This window comes from Actinomycetota bacterium (genome assembly GCA_013152275.1).
Taxonomy (GTDB): Bacteria; Actinomycetota; Acidimicrobiia; order Spongiisociales; family UBA4744; genus BMS3Bbin01.
In genome coordinates this window covers 22,059-43,925 of sequence record JAADGS010000032.1, presented here as the reverse complement: position 1 = coordinate 43,925, position 21,867 = coordinate 22,059, and the positions used below count along the sequence as shown (strand labels likewise).

The window sequence follows — 21,867 nt, the reverse complement described above, 5'->3', positions numbered from 1 at the left end:
CAAAGCCGCTACGGCACCTTCCCCCCTACGGTCGCTCCGCTCCCCGACAAAGACCCCCCTACCCCAGCGCAAAGCCGCTGCGGTACTTTCCCCCCTGCGGTCGCTTCGCTCCCTTGGGGGGACCAATAGACGCATCACCCAGCGGTCTTGAGTCGACCTGAGGCCACGATACGAAGCACCGGATACCGGACAGGGCGATCAAAGCGAACTGCGACCGTGGATGAGGCTTCGACTACTCGGCGCGGGCGAACTCGATGATCCAATCGGCCAGCAGCGCCTCGTCGGTCGCATCGTGCAACGTCGCCTGTGCGACATCGGCGACGGCAGTGCCGATGTCATCTCTGCGTTCCGTCAGCAAGGCTCCTGCGAAGGCGGGTGTGAACTCCGGATGCCCCTGCACCCCGACCATGTGGTCATCGACGGAGAGCATCCAGATGGGACAGTGCTCGCTCGATGCGAGCGTCCGACCGCCTGGTGGGAGCTTCTCGATCTGATCCTGGTGGGTCATCAGAAGGCGCAGCCGGCGGGCCGGTGGCCGCATCCACGCCGCCTCGTCGACGACTTTGGCGACATGGACCCCGACTCCCCAGCCGCGGGTCGACCTCTCGACCCGCCCGCCGAGCGCCTGCGCGATCATCTGGTGGCCGAAACAGATCCCGAAGTATCGGTGGCCGCCTTCGTAGATGCCGACGACGAGACGCTCGAGCCTTGTCGCTATCGGTAGTGGATCGTAGACGGAAGCTCTTGCTCCGGTGGCCAACCAGACGTCGCATTCGTTGAGCGAGTCGGGCTCCTCGCCCCCGGCCAGGTCATAGAACCTGAGCCGCACATCGGATGCCGCCCGGGCGAAGAGGCTCCGGAACATATCCGGGAAGTCGCCCGAGATCGACCGGAACCGGTCCGACACGTGGTCGCAGATGAGAATCCCGACGTTCATCGGCTGTCCGCGATGAACACGGATTTGTAGTCGCTGTAATGATCGAGCGCGACCATGCCTTGCTCACGACCGATGCCGCTCTTCTTCATCCCGCCGAACGGTGCCTCGATGTGGACGCTGGAACTCGAGTTCACCGAGATCATCCCAGTTTCGAACTCGCGCACGAATCGCAGGGCGCGCCCGATGTCACGGGTCCATACCGAGCCCGAGAGCCCGTAGTCGCTGTCGTTGGCGAGGTGGACCGCCTCCTCCTCACCTTCGAAGGCGATGATGGCGACGACCGGACCGAAGATCTCCTCTTGCATGATGGCCATCTCCGGCTTGACATCGATGTACACGGCCGGGGTGAGGTAGTTGCCTTCGCCAAGGGCCCCGCCCGGGCGCTCGCCGCCGCACATCCGGGTTGCTCCGGCGGCATCACCGATCTCGAGGTATCTCTCGACGAGTTCACGATGGGCAGGGGTGATCAGCGGCCCCATCTCCGTGGCTTCGTCTGCGGGATCTCCGAGTTTGATCGTCGAAGCCCTGGCGGAGAACCGTTGCACGAACTCTTCGAAGATCGGCCGCTCCACGAGGATCCGGCTGCGGGAGCAGCAGTCCTGTCCGGCGTTGTCGTACACGGCCCAGATCGACGATTCGACACATGGCTCCATGTTCGCGTCGGCGAACACCACGTTCGCGGACTTGCCGCCAAGCTCGAGCGACACCCGCTTGATGCCTTCGGCTGCACCTTGCATCACCCTGGTACCGACCTCGGTCGAGCCGGTGAACGACAGCTTGCGGACCAGCGGATGGCGCACGAGTGCTTCACCTGCGATCGATCCCTTGCCCGGAACGACGTTGAACACGCCTGGCGGCACTCCTGCCTCGAGGGCGAGTTCGGCAAGCGCCAGCGCCGACAGCGGCGTCACCTCGGCGGGCTTCGCGACGATGGTGTTCCCCATGGCGAGAGCCGGCGCCGTCTTCCACGACAGGATCAGCATCGGGAAGTTCCACGGCACGATCAGGCCGCACACGCCAAGCGGCTCGCGGAACGTGAGCAGCGTTCCCGGCGCACCGGTCGGGATCGTCTGCCCGTGGATCTTGTCGACGGCTCCTGCGTAGTAGTCGAAGGTGGCGGCGGCCGCCTCGATCTCACCGCGAGCAGCCGAGATCGGCTTGCCGACGTTGGAGGACTCGATCCTCGCCAACCGCTCATGGTCCCGGCGGATCAGTCCCGCGAGCCGCCGAAGGACGTCCCGCCGTTCGCCTGGAGATGTCTTGCGCCACACTCCGAACCGCCCATGAGCGATCCGAACCGCCCGATCCACGTCGTCCGGAGTCGCACGGGCGACATCTGCGAGGGCCCGACCGTTCGCAGGATCGATGATGGTGACGGCGGTTCCGTCTGCGCTTTTGATGGCGGTCCCGTCGATGAACATGCCTTTCATCCCTTACTCCGCGGTCACGTAGGCGGCGGAGAGTCCCCCGTCGACCATGAAATCGGTTCCTGTCACATACGACGAGTCGTCGGAGGCGAGGAACAGAGCCGCCTTCGCCATCTCTTCGGCTTCTCCGAACCGTCCCATCGGCAGATGCACGAGACGCCGCCGTTTCTTCTCGGGCGTATCGAGGAACTTCATCAGCAGTTCGGTGTGCAGCGGCCCCGGGCAGAGTGCATTGACCCTGATGTTCTCCTTCGCATGCACGATCGCCAGCTCGCGGGTCATCGCAAGGACCGCCCCTTTCGACGCCGTGTAGGCGATCTGCGGAGTGGCGGCACCCATGACGGCCACGAATGAGGCGGTGTTGATGACGGATCCACCGCCGGCACGGCGCAACGCGGGGATCCCGTACTTGCAGCCGAGGAAGACACCCTTGGCGTTGATGTCCATCGTCAGATCCCACACGGCCTCGTCGGTGCCGACTGCATCGCCGTCGGCCGAATGCATGATGCCGGCGTTGAGAAAGAGCACATCGAGTCGCCCGAACGCCTCGTCGGCGACAGTTACCATCGCCTCGTTGTCGGCCGATCTCGAGACGTCGGCGCGAATCGCCACCGCCCTGCCGCCTGTTTCCTCGATCTCGGCGACCGTGGCCGTCACCGCATCGAAATCGATGTCGACCGCCGCGACCGCCGCGCCTTCTGCGGAGAACAGCAGGGCGGTCTCACGACCGATGCCGCTCCCCGCTCCGGTGATCAACGCGGTCTTCCCATCGAGTCTGTTCATGGTTCTCCTCAGATACGTTCGAAGTAGCGCCACTTCTCCCAGTCGGTCACGGCGTTGTCGTAGGCGGCCTGTTCGGTCCGGAAGAAGTGCAGGTAGTGCTCGTGTACGTCGGCGCCAAACGCTTCCCGCAGGAAGGCGCTGCCTTCGAAACCGTCGGTCGCATCGCGCAGGGTGCGCGCGACACGAGGAAGGTCTCGTGCTGCGTACACGTTGCCTTCGAAGATCTCCGGCGGCTCGATCCGGTTGGCGATGCCGTCGAGCCCCGAGGCGAGGACGGTCGCATACACGAGATACGGATTTGCATCGGCCCCGGGAATCCGACATTCGATGCGCAGACTCTCACCGCGCCCCACGACCCGGAACCCTGCAGTGCGGTTGTCGTAGCTCCAGGCGATACGGGTCGGCGCCCAGGACTTGTCCTGATAGCGCTTGTAGGAGTTGACCGTCGGTGCATAGGCGACCATCGCCTCGGAAGCGTGGGCCATCCACCCTCCGAGGAACCAGCGGAAGTCGTCGGAGCCCGAGATCGGACCCATCTTCTTGTCGCCGGGGAAGACATTGGCGCCGTCCCGCCACAAACTCGCGTGCACATGGCAGCTCGATCCTGCTTCGGCGGCATCGGGCTTGGCCATGAAGGTGACGCTGACACCCTTCTGCTCGGCGATGTCCTTCATCGCCAGTTTCATGATCGTGTGCCGATCCGCCATCTCGAGAATGCCCGCGTAGCGGATGTTCATCTCGTGCTGCCCTCGTCCCCATTCGCCCTTGGAGTTCTCGACAGGGATTCCGGACCGGCTCAGGTGACGACGCACCGCTGCGTTGTAGTGCTCTTCGCGGGCGCCCTGGAACAGGTGATAGTCCTCGATGTACCAGCCGGCAGGGGTGAGATTCTGGTAGCGACACTCGGCGCCTTCGCGGTAGCTCGTCTCGTACAGGAAGTACTCGAGTTCCGAAGCCGCCTTGGCCGTGTATCCCATTTCGGCGGCATGATCGATCTGGCGTCGCAGCATCGAACGGGGTGCGACGGGAACCAACTCGCCGGTCGTGGTGTCCTCGAGATCGCACAGCACGATCGCGCTGGTGGAAAGCCAGTCCGCCACGCGAAGGGTCGACAGATCCGGCACCATGTGAAAGTCGCCGTACCCGAACTCCCAGCTCGCGTATCGATATCCGGGGACCGGTTCCATCTCCATATCGACGGTCAGCAGGTAGTCGCAGGCGTGTGTGCCGTGCTCGTACACCTCGTCGACGAAGAACCGGCCGTCGACACGCTTGCCGTGCACCCTTCCATAGTGGTCGGTGAACGCGACAACGACGGTGTCGATCTCGTCGGTCTCCACTCTGGCTCGAAGGTCGTCGATGCCGAGCATGCCCCGTTCCATCCCGTGTCCTTCGGTCGCCGTCACCCGCCGGTGAATCTTAGACGTCGGGATACATCGCCGACTCCCGACTCCGCGACGACAACCGGGCATCTATCGTTGACTGTGCATGGACACGAGAGTCGTCGCCAGACCGGCCCGCACAACCGCCGTCGTCGTGTTGATGGCTGTCGCATTCGACGTGCTGGTGTTCCAGCACCCGTTGGGCATCGGGCTGGGGGTTGCCGGTTCGCTGTTCGCAGCGGTCGTGTGGTTTGGAGAACGCACCCTGTCCATTCGGCCCACGTCGTCGGCACGGCTCCTCGCTCTCGTTCTTGCGGTCGTCGCCTGGATCCCGACGTTCAGAGCTGCACCGACGCTTACAGCTCTTGCCGTCATCGCCATCGTCGGCCTCGGGATGGTGTCCATCCGTGTGCTGGCGCGTGACGACCTTCGTGCCTGGACCGTCGGACGGTACGCGGGAGCGCTCGGCAGGGCGACACTCGCTGCGGTCGTCGAGACCTTCGACTTCGTGACCGAGGACGTCACCTTCGGCCACACCGGCAACCGGGTCGGACGAATCCTGATCGGACTGCTCGTCGTGCTGCCGGTGCTCATCGTGTTCACCGCTCTCTTCGCCGGCGCGGATGCCGTCTTCTCCCGCCTGCTCGACGACGTCGTCAACATCGATCTGGGACGCTTCGTGACCCACGTACTGACGGTTGCAGCCCTCACCTGGGCAGGACTCGGCATGCTCCGGCACGCACTGCGCGTGGAGACACCGGCTCCCCGGACGAACCCTCGGCCGCGCCTGGTGGTCGAAGCGACCGCCGGCCTCGTCGCCATCGCAGCGTTGTTCGCCGTATTCGTTGTGATCCAATTCGCCTACCTGTTCGGCGGGCTCGATACGAACACCGGCTTGACCTACGCGGAGTATGCCCGGCGGGGGTTCTTCCAGCTCGTGACCGTCGGTGCGCTCGTCGTGCTTCTCGCGCTCGCCGTCGACCGCCTCGTCCAGGGCGTCGAACGCTCTCGAATCGTGGATGGCCTTCTCACCGTGCTCGTCGCCGAGACGCTCCTCGTGCTCGCCGGCGCAGTTGTCCGCCTCCGGTTGTATGTGGACGCGTACGGCCTGACCGACGCCCGCTTCTACGCAGCAGTGTTCCTGCTGTGGGCCGGGTTGGTGCTCGTGCTCGTTGTGGTGATGCTGCTGCGCGGACGCCGGTCGGCGTTCGCGCTGACTGCGTTCGCGACGGGGATCGTGCTGCTCATCGGGACCGCCGCCGTGAATCCCGATGGGGTCATCGCCCGCACCAACCTGACGAAGGATCCGGTGGATGTCGGCTACCTCTCCTCACTGAGCGCGGACGCGGTGCCATCACTCATCGGCCATATCGACCCGTGGACCCTCTGCGGGATGGTGGAGGCGCCCGGTGACTGGCGCAGCTTCACGTTTGCGGAAGCCGGAGGGCGCCGGGCACTCGACAAGGCCGGCGCGCCCTGCGAGTCCTGACGGGCGAGGCGGGAAGCGGGTCGGCGCGCGAGGCCGGTCTCAGTATCTGAGCACGGCGGCAACCGCCCCACCGCCCGGGACCTCCGAAGTGGGCTCCAGGTAGACCGATCCTCGGTGCCGCCAGGTCTCTGCGACGGCAAGATCGAGCAGATCGCGGTCTCCGGGCTGACGTTCATCGTGCCGTTCCACGGATGTCGGAAGGTCCGCCACCCCCCACTCGATGGCGTCTTCTGCAACGAACAGGGCCGCCACTCGTCCCAGGGATGCGGCGGGCAGAATGGCCTCGATGGTGGTTTCGGTCGGATTCACGCCTGTCGCGAACGACTCGGCGGCTGCATCCCGCTCCTTCCGAAAGAACGGTTGGGCGATACTCCATGCCCGCTGATGGAGTTCCTCGGCCGTGAGCTCCTCGGGGTTCCCGGTGATCTCGCCATCGAGGATCGTGGGATGCTCGCTCACACGGCGATAGATGGGAAGCAGGTACTCGACACCGGCCAGCACGAGGGGAGCATCGGTTTCGATGAGCTGGCCGATCCCTTGGTCGACGGCCCGGAAGAACCGCTCGAGTCGCTTGTATGAGGTCTCTTTCCCCATCCCGTGACCGTGGAACGTAGCCGTCAGCCTTCCCTCTCCTTGCCGTGCCGACTGGTGAAACTGGAGCTGACGTTCGGGATCCTCGAACCAGAGTGCCTCGGCCAGGCTCTCCGGGACCTCGTCCTTGATGTCGACCTCACCCACCCGATATCTCGATGCCCGCAGCAGCCGCACCCGCTGTTGGCTGAGCCCCAGCACATAGAAGCGCTCACCCCGACTCATCACCCGCAACAGCGGCTTGACATGGAACGTCTCGCCTACCACCACCAATTCTCGAAACGCCACAGGGAGTCGGTATGAGTCGAACCGATCCGGCGCGAGGAACAGGGCCAATCCGTCCTCCTGATGCTGCCAGAAGCTGGGATCATCACTCAGCTCGGCGGCGGGGCGAAGCAGTGTTTCTGCCTCCGGCGCCCGCACACCATCGCTCACGAGCCTCCGATGGGCCGCTTGGAGCAGGTTCTTCAAACGGATCGGATCTTGTTGAATCTCGGGCCCGAAACGATGCGTGGGCATGTAGATCGACACCGCGGGCGATGCCGTCGATTCGACCAGAGCGTCGAACATGTCCCTGTTGATGATGTCCACTGAAAGCCTCCTCTTCTTGGTGCACTTCGGAGTCGGTCGGGCGCTCGGCGACACCTTGACGAGCCATACGCTCCTGTGGAACCCTCTGTTCACCCAACGCCGGTGAATCTGCGGTCACACGCCACATTCACTCTTCGCACATCTGATTCGCCTCTCACGTACAAAACTACCTGATCGAGGAGCCAACCAGACCCGGGACGCCGGTTCTCCCCTCGCCCTGTCGCAGCCGCCCGAGCCCACTTCCCACAGCGATCGAGAATGCCTTCCGTAGTCACAGGGCGTCCGTCCCGATATCGGAACGTCGTGACAGGAGCTGCTTGGCCTGCTGCTGCACAGCCTCGACGCTCACCACCGGCTCGACGCCGAGGCATGCGAGCATCGGGAGGTCTCGGTCCGAGTACCGGGCACCCACCACAAGCTCCTGGGGCCGGAACTTCGCGATGATCGGTGCATGATCGCCGGGCTTGCCTTCACCGGCGGTCGGGCGCCGTTCGTTGCGGTCGATCCGCACCTCGACGCAGCGGTCGGCCATCGGTCGGGTGCCGAGGACAAGGTCGATCCTGAGCCCCAGCCACGATGGAACGCCCCCGCCGCGGTAGTCCCACCAGCTGTACCGGCCGGCGCCTTCGCTGTGGAGGCGGAGAAGGTCGACGAACCCCCGGTCCAGGAACCACCGCAGCTCGGCGCGTTCCGTTTCGGAGCAGTGGATGCGGCCGGCGCACGTGGCCGGGTCGCAGACGTCACGCTCGTCCGGGGCGATGTTGAAGTCTCCGGCGACGACGAGCTCGTCGTTCAGGTCAAAGGTGTCGGTCATCCAACGGCGCAACGCGGCAAGCCATTCGAGCTTGACCTGGTACGTCGGGTCGGTGACGTCCCGGCCGTTGACCACGTACACGTCGATGAAGATGACGCTGCCGAATCGGGCGGTGAGGACCCGGGCGTCATCCGGCACGGGGTCTTCGGGGAAGTCACGGATCACCTCATCGCGATACGAAGCACGAAGTCCGAAACACGCGACTGACGCGCACAGCCGCCGATCTACGCACTGGCACTACTCGGCAGACTTCCGGCGGTCGCTCAGTCCAAGCAGTTTGCGAACGGTTCGCACGTTGCGGGTCGTGGCGACGACTCCCAGCGCATCTTCCAGGTAGGCGTTCGTGAGCTTCGTTCTTCCGAACCCGTTGGGGCAGTGCAAGTGCACCTCGCGGCCGACGAGCGTGAACTCGTCTGGCCGGTGCACAGCCGGATCGATCGGGTCGTCGATTGTGGGGACTCGCTTCAGCAAGGCGATACCGATCTGGGCGTCGTCGACGACACCGACATAGGGGTTGACACTGGCCGCGGCGGCCAGTTCGTCGCAAGTGCGGACGATCACCGGAACGTCGAACCCGAACTTGGACGTGAGAGCAGCCTCGATCGACTTGGCCAGAGCGTCCGGACCATTCTCGTCTGCATCGAAGACGACATTGCCCGACTGGATGTACGTGACCACGTTCGTGTACCCAGCCCTGTGAAGGGTTTCACGCAAGCTCACCATCGGGACCCTCTTGTGCCCGCCGACGTTGACCCCGCGGAGCAGGGCGATGAACGTAGCCACTGTGCAAGGCTACCCCCGGCTCGGTCAAAGACCGGGAGCCCCCGTGATGGGAAGCGCCGCGACAAGAACTCCTTGGCTCTCCGCCGCGACGTGGCTATGCTCCTCGTCAGATGAGAGCCACCTACGTCTTTACGTTCTTTTACGCCGGGCCCGAGGCCCGGGTGAAGGGAACGCGCCACTAGGTAGGCACACGACACAACCCCTTCAACCCGGAGCCGACGGCTCCGGGTTTCTTGATTCCCGGAGCCGTGGTCCCCTGAGAGAGGACCGGAGACCATGAGCAGCCAGCCAGCACTGAAGAGTCATCGCAATGAAGACTCGACCACGACCGTGGTTCGAGTCGGCCCCGTGCAATTCGGCGACGGCTCCTACCCCGTGATCGCCGGTCCCTGCGCCATCGAAAGCGAGGCGCAAATGATGCGAACCGCCGGGATCGTCGCCCGCGGTGGCGCTTCGATGCTGCGCGGCGGTGCCTACAAGCCGAGGACCTCCCCATACTCGTTCCAGGGTCTCGGCCCGGAAGGTCTTCGCATCCTCGAGAAGGCCGGGCGGAGGACGGGCCTGCCGACGGTCTCGGAGGTGATGGAACCGGCCGACGTCGACCTCGTGGCAAGCCACGTCGACATGCTTCAGGTCGGCTCCCGAAACATGCAGAACTTCGCTCTGTTGCGCGCGGTCGCTCGTTCGGGCAAGCCGATTCTCCTCAAGCGTGGGCTGGCCGCCACCGTCGATGAGTGGCTCCTCGCCGCCGAATACATCCTGGATGGCGGAAACGCCCAGGTCGTCCTGTGCGAACGCGGCATCCGAACGTTCGAGACCAGCACCCGGAATACACTCGACATCGGAGCGGTCCCGGTCGTAAAGGCCATCAGTCACCTGCCGGTGACCATCGACCCGAGCCATGCTTCGGGCCGCAGAGACCTGATCATGCCGTTCGCGCTCGCCGGACGCGCCGTCGGAGCCGACGGCATGATGGTCGAAGTGCATCCAGAACCGGACCGGGCCCTGTCCGACGGTCCACAACAGCTCGACGCCGCCGGTTTCGAGCAGCTCATGGAGGCACTCGGTATCGTCTCGGTTCGAGAGGATATCGATCGGATCGACCGCCAGATCCTCCGCCTTCTCGCTCAGCGACTCTCTCGTTCGCTCGAGATCGGCCAAGCCAAAATGGCTCGCGGCCTGCCCCTGCACAGTCCCGGTCGCGAAGCCGAAATCCTCGCAGGCCTGGCTGCGGAGGCGGAAGGCTCCGGACTCGACCCTCAGGTGGTGCGGGCACTGTTCGAAACGATTCTGCACCAATCCCGCAGAGCGCAGCGTCACTCGCTCACACCGCTCGCGGCAGCGGCAGGCAGGAGTCGGACTGGTGCGTAGGCCCACGGCGGGGGTTCTCGGCACCGGCCTGATCGGCTCGTCGATCGGACTCGGCTTGACCGCAGCAGGATGGGACCTCATCGGATGGGACCCGGATCTCGCATCGCTGCAGGCGGCGCACGAGCGAGGTGCGGTCGCCAGCATCGCCGTCTCCGAGAACGACGTCGTCTCCGAAGATCTGGACCTGCTCATTCTGGCCGGGCCGCCGCAGGCGGTTCCTGGAACGCTGCGAAAACTCTCGACCGACGTGCTGGTGACCGATGTCGCCGGTGTCAAGACCCCCGTGATCGCCGCCGGAGCCCATCTCCGCCATTTCGTGCCCGGCCATCCGATGGCGGGACGAGAAGTGAGTGGCCCAGCCGCCGCCACACCTGTGTTGTTTCATGGAGCAACCTGGATCCTCACCACCGATGGAGCCGATTCCGACGACATGGAACGAGTCGAAGAGATCGTGAGACAACTCGGAGCCAATCCGGTGCGGATGTCTGCAGACGAGCACGATCGGGCGATCGCCGTGGTCAGCCACTTGCCACAGTTGCTGGCCTCGACGCTGATCGCGCAAGCCGCGGCAGAACTTGGAGACCTCTCCCTCGTCGGTGGCAGCTTTCGCGACCTCACCCGGGTGGCAGCCTCCGATCCCGGCCTGTGGTCCGATCTGCTTGCTGCGAACCGACAGCTTGCCATCGAGACGATCGAACGATTCGGTCACAGACTGCAACGGTGGGCAGATCTCCTCAAGGCCGAGGCGCACGTAGAGGTCACCGCGGCGTTGGCCGAGTCGGGCCGGCTCCAAGAGAGACTTCACCCGGCGGTAGCCGCGATCGAGATCTCACTGCTGGACCGACCAGGCGAACTCGCCGCGGTCGGCCGGGCGCTGGAGCACAGCCGAGTAGACGTGCGCGACCTGCAACTTCGTCACGCCCCTCATGGCGGCGGTGGCCTGCTGCAGGTGTTCGTGCGCAAAGACGACATTCCGGCCCTGTGCCGGGCGTTGCATGCCGAAGCGTTGACCGTGGCACGAATCAGAGGTGACGAACGATGAAGGTCGGATACCAGGGAGAGGAACGCTCCTACAGCCACCAGGCCGTGACGGACCTGTATCCGGACGCCGAAGCGGTGGGGCTGCACGGGTTCGCCGAGGCCTTCGCCGCCCTCGTCGACGCCGACGTCGACGTGCTGGTCGTTCCCATCGAGAACTCGACGACGGGAAGCATCCTCGAAGTCCTCGACAGACTCGACGCCGCCGATGCGTCGATCGTGGCCGAACACTACGGACGGGTACGCCACGCCCTCATCGGTCTTCCTGGTGCGCAACCTTGCGACATCCGTCGCGTGCTGTCGCATCCCGAGGCGCTGGCTCAGGCCCGTGAGACACTGACCGTCCGCGGATGGGAGCCGGTCGCCGTGCCCGATACGGCCGGCGCCGTGCGCCTGGTCGCGGAGGACCGTGACCCTACACAGGCTGCCCTGGCCCCTCCCGACGCGCATCGGCGCTACGGGCTGAGCGTCCTGCTCTCCGACGTCGTCGACCGTGACCACAACGCCACCCGGTTCGTGGCCCTCGCCCCCGGGGCGCCGTGCGCCAGACCAGACGACAACAAGAGCTCGATCTCATTCTCGACCGCGCACAGCCCCGGCGCGTTGGCCTTGGCTCTCACCGAACTGGGGCTGCGCGGTGCCAACCTGACCCGCATCGAGTCCAGGCCAGGGAGAACTGCCTGGTCCTATCGCTTCTACGTGGATCTGCTGCACGAGCCGGGACCGGTCGGGCTGGCACGGATCCTGGACCCGCCCCCGCACTCGATCGACGATCTCCACATCCTCGGCACCTACCGGGCGGCGAAGTGATCCCGAGGCAAGGCGCCGGACAGACACCCCCCCACGACGGCCACAGCCGACACCGACTGCGGGATTGCCCAGACCATGTCCCGGCCCCGTGTTCGGAACCCCTCCAGCGTGCTTGCTCGGAGTATGCAGCAGGACGCCGTCACGTGCGCCCGTTCCGGCACCCTGCCGTGCTCCGAACAGGCGGATCATCTGCCCCCGGTTGCCCGATCAGGTGATCTCCCAGGTTCTTTCGGTATCCCGATGTATCTCGGAGCGTTGGACAGATACCGACGGTATTCATCTCCGTACACATTCTCGAGATACGGCTCCGCCAGCCGCACGGTGTACAGATGCAAAACGACCATGAACACGAACGTGAGCGCCAGGGCGAATCCCGAACGCCCGAAGATCGATACTCCCAACAGCATCAACGACCAGCCGACGAACTGCGGATTCCTGCTCCATCGATAGATCCCGGAGGTGACGAGCTTCGAGATATCCTGCCCGGTCGACCTCCGCAGCGAACGAAACTCGATCATCCCCATCGGCAAGAGTACGAGTCCGATCACGAACAGAACCAGACCGACAATCTGAGCGAGCGTCTTGTCGACCGGTATCGCCCAGACGGCAAACCAGGACGCCAAGACCACCGGAAGGTGATGAAACACCCACATGCCGTACCAGGTGTAGAGAAGCCTGTTCGAGAACGTGCCCTTCGCCTCGTAGGTCGTCTTGATCTCGGAAAAGACGTATATCCCCAACGCCAGCCACAAGCCGATGGACACACCCAAGACTATGTAGAGCCACATCGCGATCTCACCTCATCCCGTCCTCGGATCACGGCCACAGTAGGAGCTTGTCCTGCGACGTGCCGTGTGGAAGATGCCGTTTCGGCCTCGCGTCGCCGTTTCGACAGATTGGTTCGAGCGTCACCGGCCCCCCTTCGCCCCCAGGCTCCCGGTCGTCTGCTCGGCGTCCAGAAGCCGGATGTGGGCGGGAGGCGAGGCTCATGCGGCGGACTCATTCGTCGTCTTGATCGGTGGAAAGCGAAGCGACGGGCGCCTGCGGAGCGCCCATCGCGTCGCGGATTACCCCGACCGGGCTTTCGTGCGTAGCGCCGCAACGGATCGGGGTCATCGTGCGGCACGTCGCGGCCCACATCTGCTGCGATCTCGTCTCATCCATTGCACAGGCCGGCTCCCGCGAAGATCGGAAGGCCCGTCTCAAGTCGACCAGACGCCGACGAGAAGCGTGATGGCCGTGATCGCTACGGCGAGCGTGGCCCAGAAGCGTACCGTTTGCCCGTCCAGGCGAAGTTCGAGCAGACCCTCATGGTCGAACATGTGAGGTGCGCCGCCTTTGGTCGCGTCGTGCCGATCGGGACTCTGATGGTGACTGTCTCGGCTGAAGGATTCGTATCGGCTGTTGCGTGCCTCGCCACGGAGAAACCGGCCTCCGAACGAGTTGGCGAGCACCGCGGTGACCGATGAGATCATGGCGATCATTGCCCAGACGGGACTGACGAGGCCGGTGACCGCAGCGGCGATTCCGATTCCGTTGAAGCCGAACGCGAGCGCCAGGTTCTGTTTGGTCTTGCGGTAGGAGGACACGCCGATCTCGTGGGCGTCCATCACGGAACCGAGCCGGTCACTCATGATGACGATGTCCGCGGACTCGATGGCGATGTCGGTTCCGGCACCGATGGCGACGCCGATGTCCGCCTGGGTGAGGGCGGGAGCGTCATTGATGCCGTCACCGACCATCATCACTCGTGTCCCGTCGTCCTGGAGCCGGCGGATCTCGGCGGCTTTCTCGTCGGGGAGGACCTCGGCAAGTACTTCGTCGATTCCGACCTGGGTGGAGACGGCTCGCGCGGTGCGATGGTTGTCACCGGTGATCATGACCGGGGTGATGCCGGCGTCCTTGATTCGTTGGATGGTTTGGGCGGCGTCGTCTTTGCTGTTGTCGGCGATGCCGACGAGTCCGAGAAGCCGTCCGCTGCGAGCAACGGCGATGACGGTCTGGCCTGCTTCTTCGAGGCGCCGCCGGTCGGTGTCGAGCGGTGTGAGATCGATACCTTCTGTGATGAGCCAGGTCGGTTTCCCTACGAGAACGCGTGCGCCTTCGACGATGGCTTCCACGCCGTATCCGGTGTGGGACTCGAAGGCATCGGTTTCGACCAGGGAGAGGTCCTGATTCTCGGCGGCGCCTTCGACGGCGCGGGCGAGAGGGTGTTCGCTGTTCATCTCGATGGAGGCGCCCATCCGCAGCACGTCCTCTTCGTTGACGCCATCGGCCGGCACGATGGTATTCACGGTGGGTTCGCTTCGAGTGATCGTGCCGGTCTTGTCGAACACGATGACGGCGATGTCACCCATCACCTGGAATGCTTCACCCGATCGCATCAGGATCCCCCGCTGGGCTGCTTCGCCACCGCCGCGAATAGTGGCCAACGGTGTGGCCATCCCCAACGCGCAAGGGTACCCCATCACCAAAGTGGCGAGCCCGGCAAGGAATGCACGATTCCAGTTCGGTCCGTCTCCGAGAAGAGCCGGTGCAACGGTCCAGATCGCGAATCCGGCGGCGGCAAGGATGAGCACGGTGGGTGCGAAGTAACGGAGTACGACGTCGACGATCTGCAGCACGCCGGGGCGGAGGCTTCGGGCCTCGTCGATGAAACGCCCCACCCGAGAGAGGAACGCGTCCTCGCCGACCCGAGTCACTTGCACGACGAGGGTGCCGGTCTGGTTGATGGATCCGCCGATCACGTCGTCGCCGGGACCCTTCTCTGCAGGAATCGACTCGCCGGTCACGAGCGCCTCGTCCACCGCCGAGAGCCCGTCCACGACGATTCCGTCGACCGGGATCGACTCACCTGGTCGAATGCGGACACGGTCGCCTGAGACCACGCCGTCGATCGGTGTCTCGCTCTCTTCACCGTTACGGATCACCCGGGCGGTATCGGGACGTAGCGCCATGAGACGGCGAACCGCCTGCGATGCGCGCGTGCGCACGACCAGCGACGAGTAGTGCGACAGAATGTGATAGGTGGTGACCAGAGTGGCGGCGGCGAAGAAGTCACCGACCGGGAAATCGTTCAACACGAACAGACCCATCAAGCCGCCGGCGATCCCGGCGAACGCGGCGAACTCCAACAGCACGTGCTGGTTCAGAATGCCACGGCGCAGCGACGCCCATGCCATCTTCTTGATGAACCAGCCCGTGACGAACATCGTGTTCAGCGCCAACGCCAACAACAGCCAGGGCATCAGCGGGATCTCGACGAGATCGAGCCACCGGCCGAACAACATCAGCAGCAGACTCGCCACGGCGAAACTCCCCGCGGCGATCAACCGGCCCCGCTCACGGCGAAGCTCGTCGGCGTCCTCGTCGAAGCTTCGCACCTTCTCCGGATCCCGATACGTGTAGCCCAGTTCCTCCAGCGTGCGGCGCAACTTCTCCGGCGTCACCTTGGAAGGGTCGTACCTGACCAGCCCCTCCTCATGGGCCAACGACACGCCCACCTCATACACACCGTCGATCCGCCCGTAGGCCTTGTTGATCGTCGACGCACAGAACGAGCACGACATGCCACCGATCTTCATCCGGAACACAGCCTGTGCGCCCTCGATGTCGGTGTTTCGGTCTGTGGATCCGTCGGCCATCTCTGTCATCTCGTTTGTTCAATCGGGTTCGAAACCCGAGGCTCGGATCCGTCCTCGAACGACGTCCTTTGACACCCGGTCCGGGTAGAAACGCACCTCCACCCGGCACCGTCGTAGCCGGCTCGGGCCCGGATCACACCGTCCAGATGGCTCGGCGCAGATCCGAGGCTGTCTGCGGATCCCGTGCAGTCCCCTGCACCGTGAACGTCATCGATGCCGCTGCCGCCATCTGCCCCTCACGTCCAAGTCGTCGGGGACTGTCGTTGCCGTCGTTCCACGCACGGTCAGTGCCGTGCCCCGGCAGGCTGGAGGATGTGACACACGCAGGGATCATCCGAGTCGATATCGGGAAGTGTGCGAGCCAGTCGCTGCAACCGGCGAAGCTCCTCAGACAAGGTCTCGAGCCGGCCGATTCGTTCCGCAACGGCATCCACCTGACGATCCAACACGGCACGGACATACCGGCACGGAGCCTCACCCCGGTCTCGCAGACCCAGAATCTCGCGGATATCGTCCAACCCGATGCCCAACGACCTCGCCAACGTCACAAACCGCAGTCGCTCCACATCGTCCACCGAGTACGAGCGATAGCCCGACGGGGTCCGCTCCGGCTCCGGCAGCACCCCGACCGACTCGTAATAACGGATCGTCGGCGGACCCACCCCCACCGCCTTCCCAACCTCGCCGATTCTCATCTCACCACCACCTGCTATCCCGACTCTCCGGCCGAATCTCCCGTCGGTGCACGCCGACGACACCGACCGTACACCTTCGAGCAACTTGAAGGTCAAGTACATTCTCGGAACGATGAATCGGTACGGCGTGGCGCACTCGTCCACGTGCAAGAGCGCCCGTGTCACACGTCGGGCAACACGCGCCTCAGGCGACCCGAAGTCGATCCATGGCGATCATCATCGCCTGCCGTTCCTGACTCGACAGCGACATCATCACCTCGTTGCGAGTCGTCTCGACACGCTCCCGATCGACCGTCGACAACCCATCGAGAGCCGAGGCCATGGTGCCGACATGCCAGGTGCACTGGATGGTCGGATATGCGGCGATGGTGCGGATGCGACTCATCATCATCTTCCATCGCTCCTCCTTCTCGAGGGCCGCGAGCATCCCGACCATGATGCCGATCGTCCCGCTCAGCTCATTCCTGGTCGCGAACGGCCGGAACCCGATCATCAGCGACAGCCCCGCAATGAACAACCCGGCTCCGAGCACCACACCCCACGGATTCGTTCCCGGGTGTGGGTACATATACGTGCCCATGAAGAGCACGATGAATCCATACATGTAGGCGAGGACGGACAGGTACAGCCACAGGTTCGATGCGAACCGCTGTGCCATGGTCTCGGTTCCCTCGAGGAGATTCGCCTTCCGTACTTCCCGGATCCACAGCGACGCGGACGAGGCAACGAGGAGGATGACCGAGAGCCAGGAAAGCTCGGCCTTCGGGAGGAGATCGACGAAGGGCGTCCCTCCCATGAACGCGCTCAGAAAACCGTAGAGCAGGACCGCAAGGCCACCGACCAGCAGCGCCCAGCGCACCGGTACCTGCCAGCGCGGGTCGTTGCCGAGGAACCGCTCTCTTCGAGCGATCATCTTGGCCATTCCCCGGATGGGGATGATCGTGATGATGCCGATGAACGCAAGGATGAACCCCGACCAGCTCCATTTCGGCAGCCCGAAGACGCCCTGAACGGCGATCAACGTCCCCACCCCGGTGAGGATGATGCCCTTCACCAACATCACTCCGCCGGGCAGGATGAGATCTGGCCGGAAGTTCAGACCCGGCCCGAACTCGAGGCCACGAACATAGGCACCCTCGATCGGGGTGCGCACCAGCCACGCGGCCGATGCCCAGAACCCGAGGAAGAGAACGACCAGTACCGTTGCCTTGGCGGCATCGGCCCAGCCCGTTTGCAGCATGACGGCAATCGCGACGAACAACGGCATGAACAGCACCCCGGCGATGAACGATGGTGGCCGGCTCTTCAGGTAGTCCTTCCGTTCGGCGAACGGGAAGAGCATGAGTGTCAAGACGGCACTGATGAGGCTCACACCGACGATCGCCGGCCAGTCGACGGTCACTTCGTCCCCTCTTCCTGTGATCGTCCCCACCGCACCAGGACACCCCACACGGCGAGCAGCGCACCGTACGCTGCCACGACGAGCCAAATCTGCCCGACCGACCCCGACGCCCTGAGCGTCGACCACCAGGTCAGCATCAAGACGAGGACTCCGAGATAGGCGGCGATGAACTTCGCCGGCGTGCTCATCCCGCCTCTCCCATCAGCCCGAGGTTCTGCATCATGGCCATCATCCGGCCACGTTCGGCTTCCGGCAGGGCGGAGACGATCTGCTTCATCGTTTTCATCTCCCTCTGCTGCTGGTCGGCCGGCAACGACTTGACCACGGCGGCGTGCGACTTCATCAGCGTCATCCGGGTATCGGCATCGAGCCCGTTCAACGCCTTGAAGCGTGACGCGGCGATCTTCCGGTAGCCGTCTTCGGGAAGCTGCAACGCTGCGGCGAGCATCCCCTTCATGGCGCGCTCGCGAGACGCTTCGTCTTGACCGGCGAACACGGCGAGGCGATCTCCGAGCATCATTGTCCGCCGATCCTCCGGCGCGGCAGCCAGCATCCGAACCATCTGGTCCATGCCGGCTTGTCCACCCTGGGATGCGGGGGCAGGAGCCGATGCTTTCCGCTCGGTCTTGGTGTTCTTCTTCAACCAACTCATGGGGCCACCTCCTTTGTGTATGGTCCCAACGATTGAGTCGAAGGTCGGGCGGAAACGTGTCGCTCCGGACGACACAATTCCGTTCACGATCCGACATTCCGTCGACCGAGGCGGAGGAGTTGGTCTCGCCCGGTGTCCCCAGGCCCGAGAAAACGTGTCACCGGACTACTCGGATCGCACCGATCACCGAACGGCATACCCCCGGCAGGATCCTCGAGGTGCACGAACCCATGGTGTGCCCCGACCGTAGGGCGACCCCTTCGGACCGACACCGGCAACGACGCCCCGTGTCGTCGCGGCAGGTCCGCCGATCGGCCATCACGCCGTTGTTGGTCGGTGGACCCCTCCGGCGGCGGCGTTCACCGCTTCTGCCAGCGTGGGATGGATGTGGATCGCGTTGCGCACCTGGTCGACGGTGAGCCCCGCGTACGCGGCGACGACGAGTTCGTGGATGAGGTTCCCGGCATCGGGTCCGACGATCGTGGCTCCGACGATCACTCGATCGGGCCTGGTGACGATCTTGACGAACCCGTCCGTCTCACCGATCGCCTTCGCTCTGGCCACGCCGCGGAAGTTCTCGACCCCCACTGCCGCTTCGCCGTACCGTGTCTCCGCTTCGGCGTGCGTCATCCCGAATGTGGCGACCTCGGGGTCGGTGAACACGGCATGTGGGACCAGTCGTGTCGACGTCGTGATGTCCTCTCCGTTGAACAGATGTCGCGCGAGAAGCGCTGCGTCGTCTCTCGCCGAGTGCGTGAACAGTGGTGGTCCGATCACATCGCCGATCGCGTAGACACCGGCAGCCGACGTTTCGAACCGTTCGGAGGCGACGATGAATCCCCCATCATCGACCGCCACACCCGGTATCTCGAGGCCGAGCCGTGACGTGTTGGGTGTTCTCCCGACCGCCACGAGGAGATGCGACGCCCCGACATCACGTCCACCGACGGACAGCTCGATGCAGCCGTTTGCCGCGCGTACCGCGGTGGGTTCCTCGCCGAGCAACAACTCGATGCCCTCACGCAGGAACACACGCTCGACGACTTCGGAGGCCTCGGGATCCTCGGCTGGAAGCAGACGCGATCGGCGATGGACCACCGTTACCCGAGATCCGAATCTGCGGTACATCTGGGCGAACTCACAGCCCACATAGCCGCCGCCCATCACGATCAGATGCTCCGGCGCCTCACGAAGATCCAACGCGGCCGTCGAGTCGAGAGTCGGCACCTCGCCGATCCCCGGCAGATCGGGCACGGTTGGACGAGCGCCCGTGTTGATCACGATCCGGGCGGCCCGGTACACGGCCCCTCCGGCCTCGACGGCGTGCGGTCCCACGAACCGGGCCCAGTTCTCGACAAGCGTGAGATTCGTCGCTCGCTCCGCCGCCCGATACGACCCATTCCTGACGGCTTCGACGATCGCATCTTTGCGGTCGACGATCCGGCCCAGGTCGACAGAAACCGGTCCCACGTCGATCCCGAATTCGTCGGCGCGCCGCGCCAGATGCGCGACCTTGGCAGAGTGGATCATCGTCTTGGTCGGGATGCATCCCCGGTTCAGACAGGTACCTCCGAGGAGATCACCTTCGATGAGCACCGTCGAACCCCGCCGAGCGGCACGCAGCGCGAACGGGAGACCGGCCATTCCACCGCCGATGACGATCGTGTCGACGTCTGTGGATTCGGTCACGATGCGATCTCCTTGGCTCGACGGCGCCGCCGAACGCGGATGGCCTCGGCAACGCCGATCGCGACGATCACGGCGACGAAGCCGCCGGCCCAGCGTATCGGCGTATTCCCGATGCTGTTCGTGAACCACGCCGAGACTCCTCCCACGTAGAAGATCGGCCGGTAGAGGATCGAGTCCTGACCGGGCTTGACGAACAGCGATATCGCCCAGTAGTACATGATGAAGAGACCCGATGCGACGAGTAACCATCCTCCGATTCGTTCAACGTACGGAAGAATCCTCTGCATACGTGTCACGAGAACCTGGCGGGATGTCGCGAGCGCCACGGCGATGGCGGCCAGCACGACACCCATACCCACGGCGTAGGCAACGAAGACCGACCAGCCATACACAAGACTCGGAGTTCTTGCCGAAAGGCCGACGACTGCAAGGAAGATCGGAAGCGTGCACGAGATCGACGCCGTTCCAAACGCAACACCGAATCCTGCCATGGCCAGAAACGATCGGCCTTGCCTTTTCTTCATGCCGATGACTCGTGCGGTGAGGTGATACCCGCGTATCACCGCGATGCCGATCCCAAGGAGCGATGCGCCGATGACCAACGCAACCCACGGCACAAAACTGAGCATCCATTGGAGACCCGCCGATACCAGGAGACCGACGGCACTGAACAACACCAAGAAACCGACTGTGACAGAGAAGCCGACTCGAAGTCCCGTCACAACGCCGGGAGGGGCTTCGTCGCCTTCGTTGCCACCGAGGAACATGGACACGTACGCGGGCAGCATCGCGAATCCGCACGGGTTGACGGTGGCGACCATGCCGGCGACAAACGCGAACAGAAGTGCTGCAGTGAGGATCATCAGCTCTCGAAGTACTTGACGATCCGGGTTTCGAGCTCATCGACCGTGAGCTCACCGGTGTAGAGCTCGATCACGCGCCCATCCCCATCCAGGAAAACCGTTGTCGGCATCCCATAGCCTCCGAACTCGGCATACGTCTCGCCTTGCGGATCCCTCGCCAGTGGATAGGTGACACCGGTCTGCTCGACGACGCTCATGGCCGCTTCGATGTCATTACCGAGATTGATGCCGAGGAACTGGACCGAATCGCGATGGGCCTGGTAGACCTTCTCGAGACTCGGCATCTCAGAGAAGCATGCCGGGCACCACGAGGCCCAGAAATTGATGACAAGAGGCCGGCCCTCCAGACTCGATATGGTCACGGGGTTGCCCTCGAAATCCTGCAGCACCACGTCGGCCGCCGCACTCGCCCCTGTCGACGCCGCCGCACTCGGCCCTGTCGACGCCTGCGGACTCGGCCCTGTCGACGCCTGCGGACTCCGGGACAACGCGAACGCCACAGAGACCGCTACGAGCACGACGACGCCGATGCCGCCGACTATCCACCATCTCCGGCTCGCTCCGCCACCGCCGGCGGCTCGTTCGGCGCGACGGCGTTGCCGCCGGGCCTTCTGCTTTTCACTCATCGCCGCTTCCTTTCCTGAGCAGTCGGTCGAACTTCACACGTCGGCTTGCGTCTCACCGAACGTCGGTAGGCGATCCCTGCGGCCAAGAGGACCACAGGAATGATGAACCACGGAGCGATGAGAAACGCAGCGACCGCTCCGAGCCCCAATGCCGCGGCCAGCAGAGCGCCCCCACAGCACAACGCCAAGGCGATCGCCCCACCGACACCACCGGCTCTCGCCGCCGCGTCCTGTCTCGAACGCGGCCGGGACGAAGACCTGTTCGTCACGGGCATGACCT

Annotated in this window: 21 protein-coding genes; 4 read left to right on the top strand and 17 right to left on the bottom strand. The window is 64.4% G+C overall.

Annotation, left to right across the window (positions count from 1 at the left end; genetic code table 11):
• Positions 1-232: 232 nt before the first annotated feature.
• From GXP34_06325 to GXP34_06310, 4 genes are read right to left on the bottom strand one after another with little or no spacing between them, the layout of a single operon-like run.
• Positions 233-937 carry a hypothetical protein gene (locus tag GXP34_06325; GenBank protein NOY55587.1) on the bottom strand — a complete coding sequence of 235 codons (705 nt, stop codon included), beginning with the start codon at positions 935-937 and terminating at the stop codon, positions 233-235.
• Complete coding sequence (locus GXP34_06320) at positions 934-2,358, bottom strand: aldehyde dehydrogenase (GenBank protein ID NOY55586.1); 1,425 nt, start codon at positions 2,356-2,358, stop codon at positions 934-936. Before GXP34_06320 ends, GXP34_06325 begins: the two co-directional genes overlap by 4 nt.
• A 12-nt stretch (positions 2,359-2,370) precedes the next feature.
• Positions 2,371-3,147, bottom strand: coding sequence for a glucose 1-dehydrogenase (locus GXP34_06315; protein ID NOY55585.1), 777 nt, complete (start codon positions 3,145-3,147; stop codon positions 2,371-2,373).
• Positions 3,148-3,155: 8 nt separating this feature from the next.
• Positions 3,156-4,517, bottom strand: a complete 1,362-nt coding sequence (locus tag GXP34_06310) for a glutamine synthetase (GenBank protein NOY55584.1) — start codon at positions 4,515-4,517, stop codon at positions 3,156-3,158.
• Between the two features lie 118 nt (positions 4,518-4,635).
• Here GXP34_06310 and GXP34_06305 point away from each other — a divergent pair, with 118 nt between their 5' ends.
• Positions 4,636-6,018: a DUF4173 domain-containing protein gene (locus GXP34_06305; protein ID NOY55583.1), complete on the top strand. Its 1,383-nt coding sequence runs from the start codon at positions 4,636-4,638 to the stop codon at positions 6,016-6,018.
• Between the two features lie 39 nt (positions 6,019-6,057).
• On the opposite strand, the gene GXP34_06300 is transcribed toward GXP34_06305, so the two are convergent.
• The 3 genes from GXP34_06300 to GXP34_06290 form a co-directional block, all read right to left on the bottom strand.
• On the bottom strand, positions 6,058-7,200 hold the full coding sequence (locus GXP34_06300; GenBank protein ID NOY55582.1) for a hypothetical protein: 1,143 nt from the start codon (positions 7,198-7,200) through the stop codon (positions 6,058-6,060).
• A gap of 271 nt (positions 7,201-7,471) precedes the next feature.
• Positions 7,472-8,179 carry a hypothetical protein gene (locus tag GXP34_06295; GenBank protein ID NOY55581.1) on the bottom strand — a complete coding sequence of 236 codons (708 nt, stop codon included), beginning with the start codon at positions 8,177-8,179 and terminating at the stop codon, positions 7,472-7,474.
• A gap of 72 nt (positions 8,180-8,251) precedes the next feature.
• Entirely contained in the window at positions 8,252-8,797 is a 546-nt protein-coding gene (locus GXP34_06290; protein NOY55580.1) for a DUF1697 domain-containing protein, read from the bottom strand.
• Positions 8,798-9,073: 276 nt separating this feature from the next.
• On the opposite strand from GXP34_06290, the gene aroF reads away from it, so the two are divergent.
• From aroF to GXP34_06275, 3 genes are read left to right on the top strand one after another with little or no spacing between them, the layout of a single operon-like run.
• Positions 9,074-10,168 carry a 3-deoxy-7-phosphoheptulonate synthase gene (aroF, locus tag GXP34_06285; protein NOY55579.1) on the top strand — a complete coding sequence of 365 codons (1,095 nt, stop codon included), beginning with the start codon at positions 9,074-9,076 and terminating at the stop codon, positions 10,166-10,168.
• On the top strand, positions 10,161-11,210 hold the full coding sequence (locus tag GXP34_06280; protein NOY55578.1) for a prephenate dehydrogenase/arogenate dehydrogenase family protein: 1,050 nt from the start codon (positions 10,161-10,163) through the stop codon (positions 11,208-11,210). Before aroF ends, GXP34_06280 begins: the two co-directional genes overlap by 8 nt.
• Positions 11,207-12,016 carry a bifunctional chorismate mutase/prephenate dehydratase gene (locus tag GXP34_06275; GenBank protein ID NOY55577.1) on the top strand — a complete coding sequence of 270 codons (810 nt, stop codon included), beginning with the start codon at positions 11,207-11,209 and terminating at the stop codon, positions 12,014-12,016. Before GXP34_06280 ends, GXP34_06275 begins: the two co-directional genes overlap by 4 nt.
• A gap of 185 nt (positions 12,017-12,201) precedes the next feature.
• Here the strand turns inward: GXP34_06275 and GXP34_06270 are convergent, their stop codons facing one another.
• From GXP34_06270 to GXP34_06225, 10 genes are all read right to left on the bottom strand, one after another.
• The gene (locus tag GXP34_06270; GenBank protein ID NOY55576.1) at positions 12,202-12,804 is read right to left on the bottom strand and encodes an isoprenylcysteine carboxylmethyltransferase family protein; all 603 of its coding nucleotides are present in this window, start codon (positions 12,802-12,804) and stop codon (positions 12,202-12,204) included.
• A gap of 414 nt (positions 12,805-13,218) precedes the next feature.
• Positions 13,219-15,600, bottom strand: a complete 2,382-nt coding sequence (locus GXP34_06265) for a cation-translocating P-type ATPase (GenBank protein ID NOY55575.1) — start codon at positions 15,598-15,600, stop codon at positions 13,219-13,221.
• Between the two features lie 344 nt (positions 15,601-15,944).
• On the bottom strand, positions 15,945-16,355 hold the full coding sequence (locus tag GXP34_06260; protein NOY55574.1) for a heavy metal-responsive transcriptional regulator: 411 nt from the start codon (positions 16,353-16,355) through the stop codon (positions 15,945-15,947).
• A 184-nt stretch (positions 16,356-16,539) separates the two neighbouring features.
• Entirely contained in the window at positions 16,540-17,787 is a 1,248-nt protein-coding gene (locus GXP34_06255; protein NOY55573.1) for a hypothetical protein, read from the bottom strand.
• Complete coding sequence (locus GXP34_06250) at positions 17,754-17,945, bottom strand: hypothetical protein (GenBank protein ID NOY55572.1); 192 nt, start codon at positions 17,943-17,945, stop codon at positions 17,754-17,756. Before GXP34_06250 ends, GXP34_06255 begins: the two co-directional genes overlap by 34 nt.
• Positions 17,942-18,409: a hypothetical protein gene (locus tag GXP34_06245; protein NOY55571.1), complete on the bottom strand. Its 468-nt coding sequence runs from the start codon at positions 18,407-18,409 to the stop codon at positions 17,942-17,944. The genes GXP34_06250 and GXP34_06245 overlap by 4 nt, the downstream gene beginning before the upstream one ends.
• 318 nt (positions 18,410-18,727) lie before the next feature.
• Entirely contained in the window at positions 18,728-20,347 is a 1,620-nt protein-coding gene (locus GXP34_06240; protein ID NOY55570.1) for an FAD-dependent oxidoreductase, read from the bottom strand.
• Complete coding sequence (locus GXP34_06235; protein ID NOY55569.1) at positions 20,095-20,961, bottom strand: cytochrome c biogenesis protein CcdA; 867 nt, start codon at positions 20,959-20,961, stop codon at positions 20,095-20,097. The genes GXP34_06240 and GXP34_06235 overlap by 253 nt, the downstream gene beginning before the upstream one ends.
• On the bottom strand, positions 20,961-21,587 hold the full coding sequence (locus GXP34_06230; GenBank protein ID NOY55568.1) for a TlpA family protein disulfide reductase: 627 nt from the start codon (positions 21,585-21,587) through the stop codon (positions 20,961-20,963). The genes GXP34_06235 and GXP34_06230 overlap by 1 nt, the downstream gene beginning before the upstream one ends.
• On the bottom strand, positions 21,584-21,862 hold the full coding sequence (locus GXP34_06225; GenBank protein NOY55567.1) for a hypothetical protein: 279 nt from the start codon (positions 21,860-21,862) through the stop codon (positions 21,584-21,586). The genes GXP34_06230 and GXP34_06225 overlap by 4 nt, the downstream gene beginning before the upstream one ends.
• Positions 21,863-21,867: the final 5 nt, after the last annotated feature.

Coding starts and splice junctions, on each gene's coding strand:
- GXP34_06230 (NOY55568.1), bottom strand. CDS start 21,587: ATGAGTGAAAAGCAGAAGGCCCGGCGGCAACGCCGTCGCGCCGAACGA.
- GXP34_06275 (NOY55577.1), top strand. CDS start 11,207: ATGAAGGTCGGATACCAGGGAGAGGAACGCTCCTACAGCCACCAGGCC.
- GXP34_06265 (NOY55575.1), bottom strand. CDS start 15,600: ATGAAGATCGGTGGCATGTCGTGCTCGTTCTGTGCGTCGACGATCAAC.
- GXP34_06315 (NOY55585.1), bottom strand. CDS start 3,147: ATGAACAGACTCGATGGGAAGACCGCGTTGATCACCGGAGCGGGGAGC.
- GXP34_06325 (NOY55587.1), bottom strand. CDS start 937: ATGAACGTCGGGATTCTCATCTGCGACCACGTGTCGGACCGGTTCCGG.
- GXP34_06320 (NOY55586.1), bottom strand. CDS start 2,358: ATGTTCATCGACGGGACCGCCATCAAAAGCGCAGACGGAACCGCCGTC.
- GXP34_06225 (NOY55567.1), bottom strand. CDS start 21,862: ATGCCCGTGACGAACAGGTCTTCGTCCCGGCCGCGTTCGAGACAGGAC.
- GXP34_06235 (NOY55569.1), bottom strand. CDS start 20,961: ATGATCCTCACTGCAGCACTTCTGTTCGCGTTTGTCGCCGGCATGGTC.
- GXP34_06305 (NOY55583.1), top strand. CDS start 4,636: ATGGACACGAGAGTCGTCGCCAGACCGGCCCGCACAACCGCCGTCGTC.
- GXP34_06260 (NOY55574.1), bottom strand. CDS start 16,355: ATGAGAATCGGCGAGGTTGGGAAGGCGGTGGGGGTGGGTCCGCCGACG.
- GXP34_06310 (NOY55584.1), bottom strand. CDS start 4,517: ATGCTCGGCATCGACGACCTTCGAGCCAGAGTGGAGACCGACGAGATC.
- GXP34_06240 (NOY55570.1), bottom strand. CDS start 20,347: ATGGTTACTCGTCGCATCGGGTCTCTTCATCATGTACTACTGGGCGAT.
- GXP34_06250 (NOY55572.1), bottom strand. CDS start 17,945: ATGAGCACGCCGGCGAAGTTCATCGCCGCCTATCTCGGAGTCCTCGTC.
- GXP34_06270 (NOY55576.1), bottom strand. CDS start 12,804: ATGTGGCTCTACATAGTCTTGGGTGTGTCCATCGGCTTGTGGCTGGCG.
- aroF (NOY55579.1), top strand. CDS start 9,074: ATGAGCAGCCAGCCAGCACTGAAGAGTCATCGCAATGAAGACTCGACC.
- GXP34_06245 (NOY55571.1), bottom strand. CDS start 18,409: ATGAGTTGGTTGAAGAAGAACACCAAGACCGAGCGGAAAGCATCGGCT.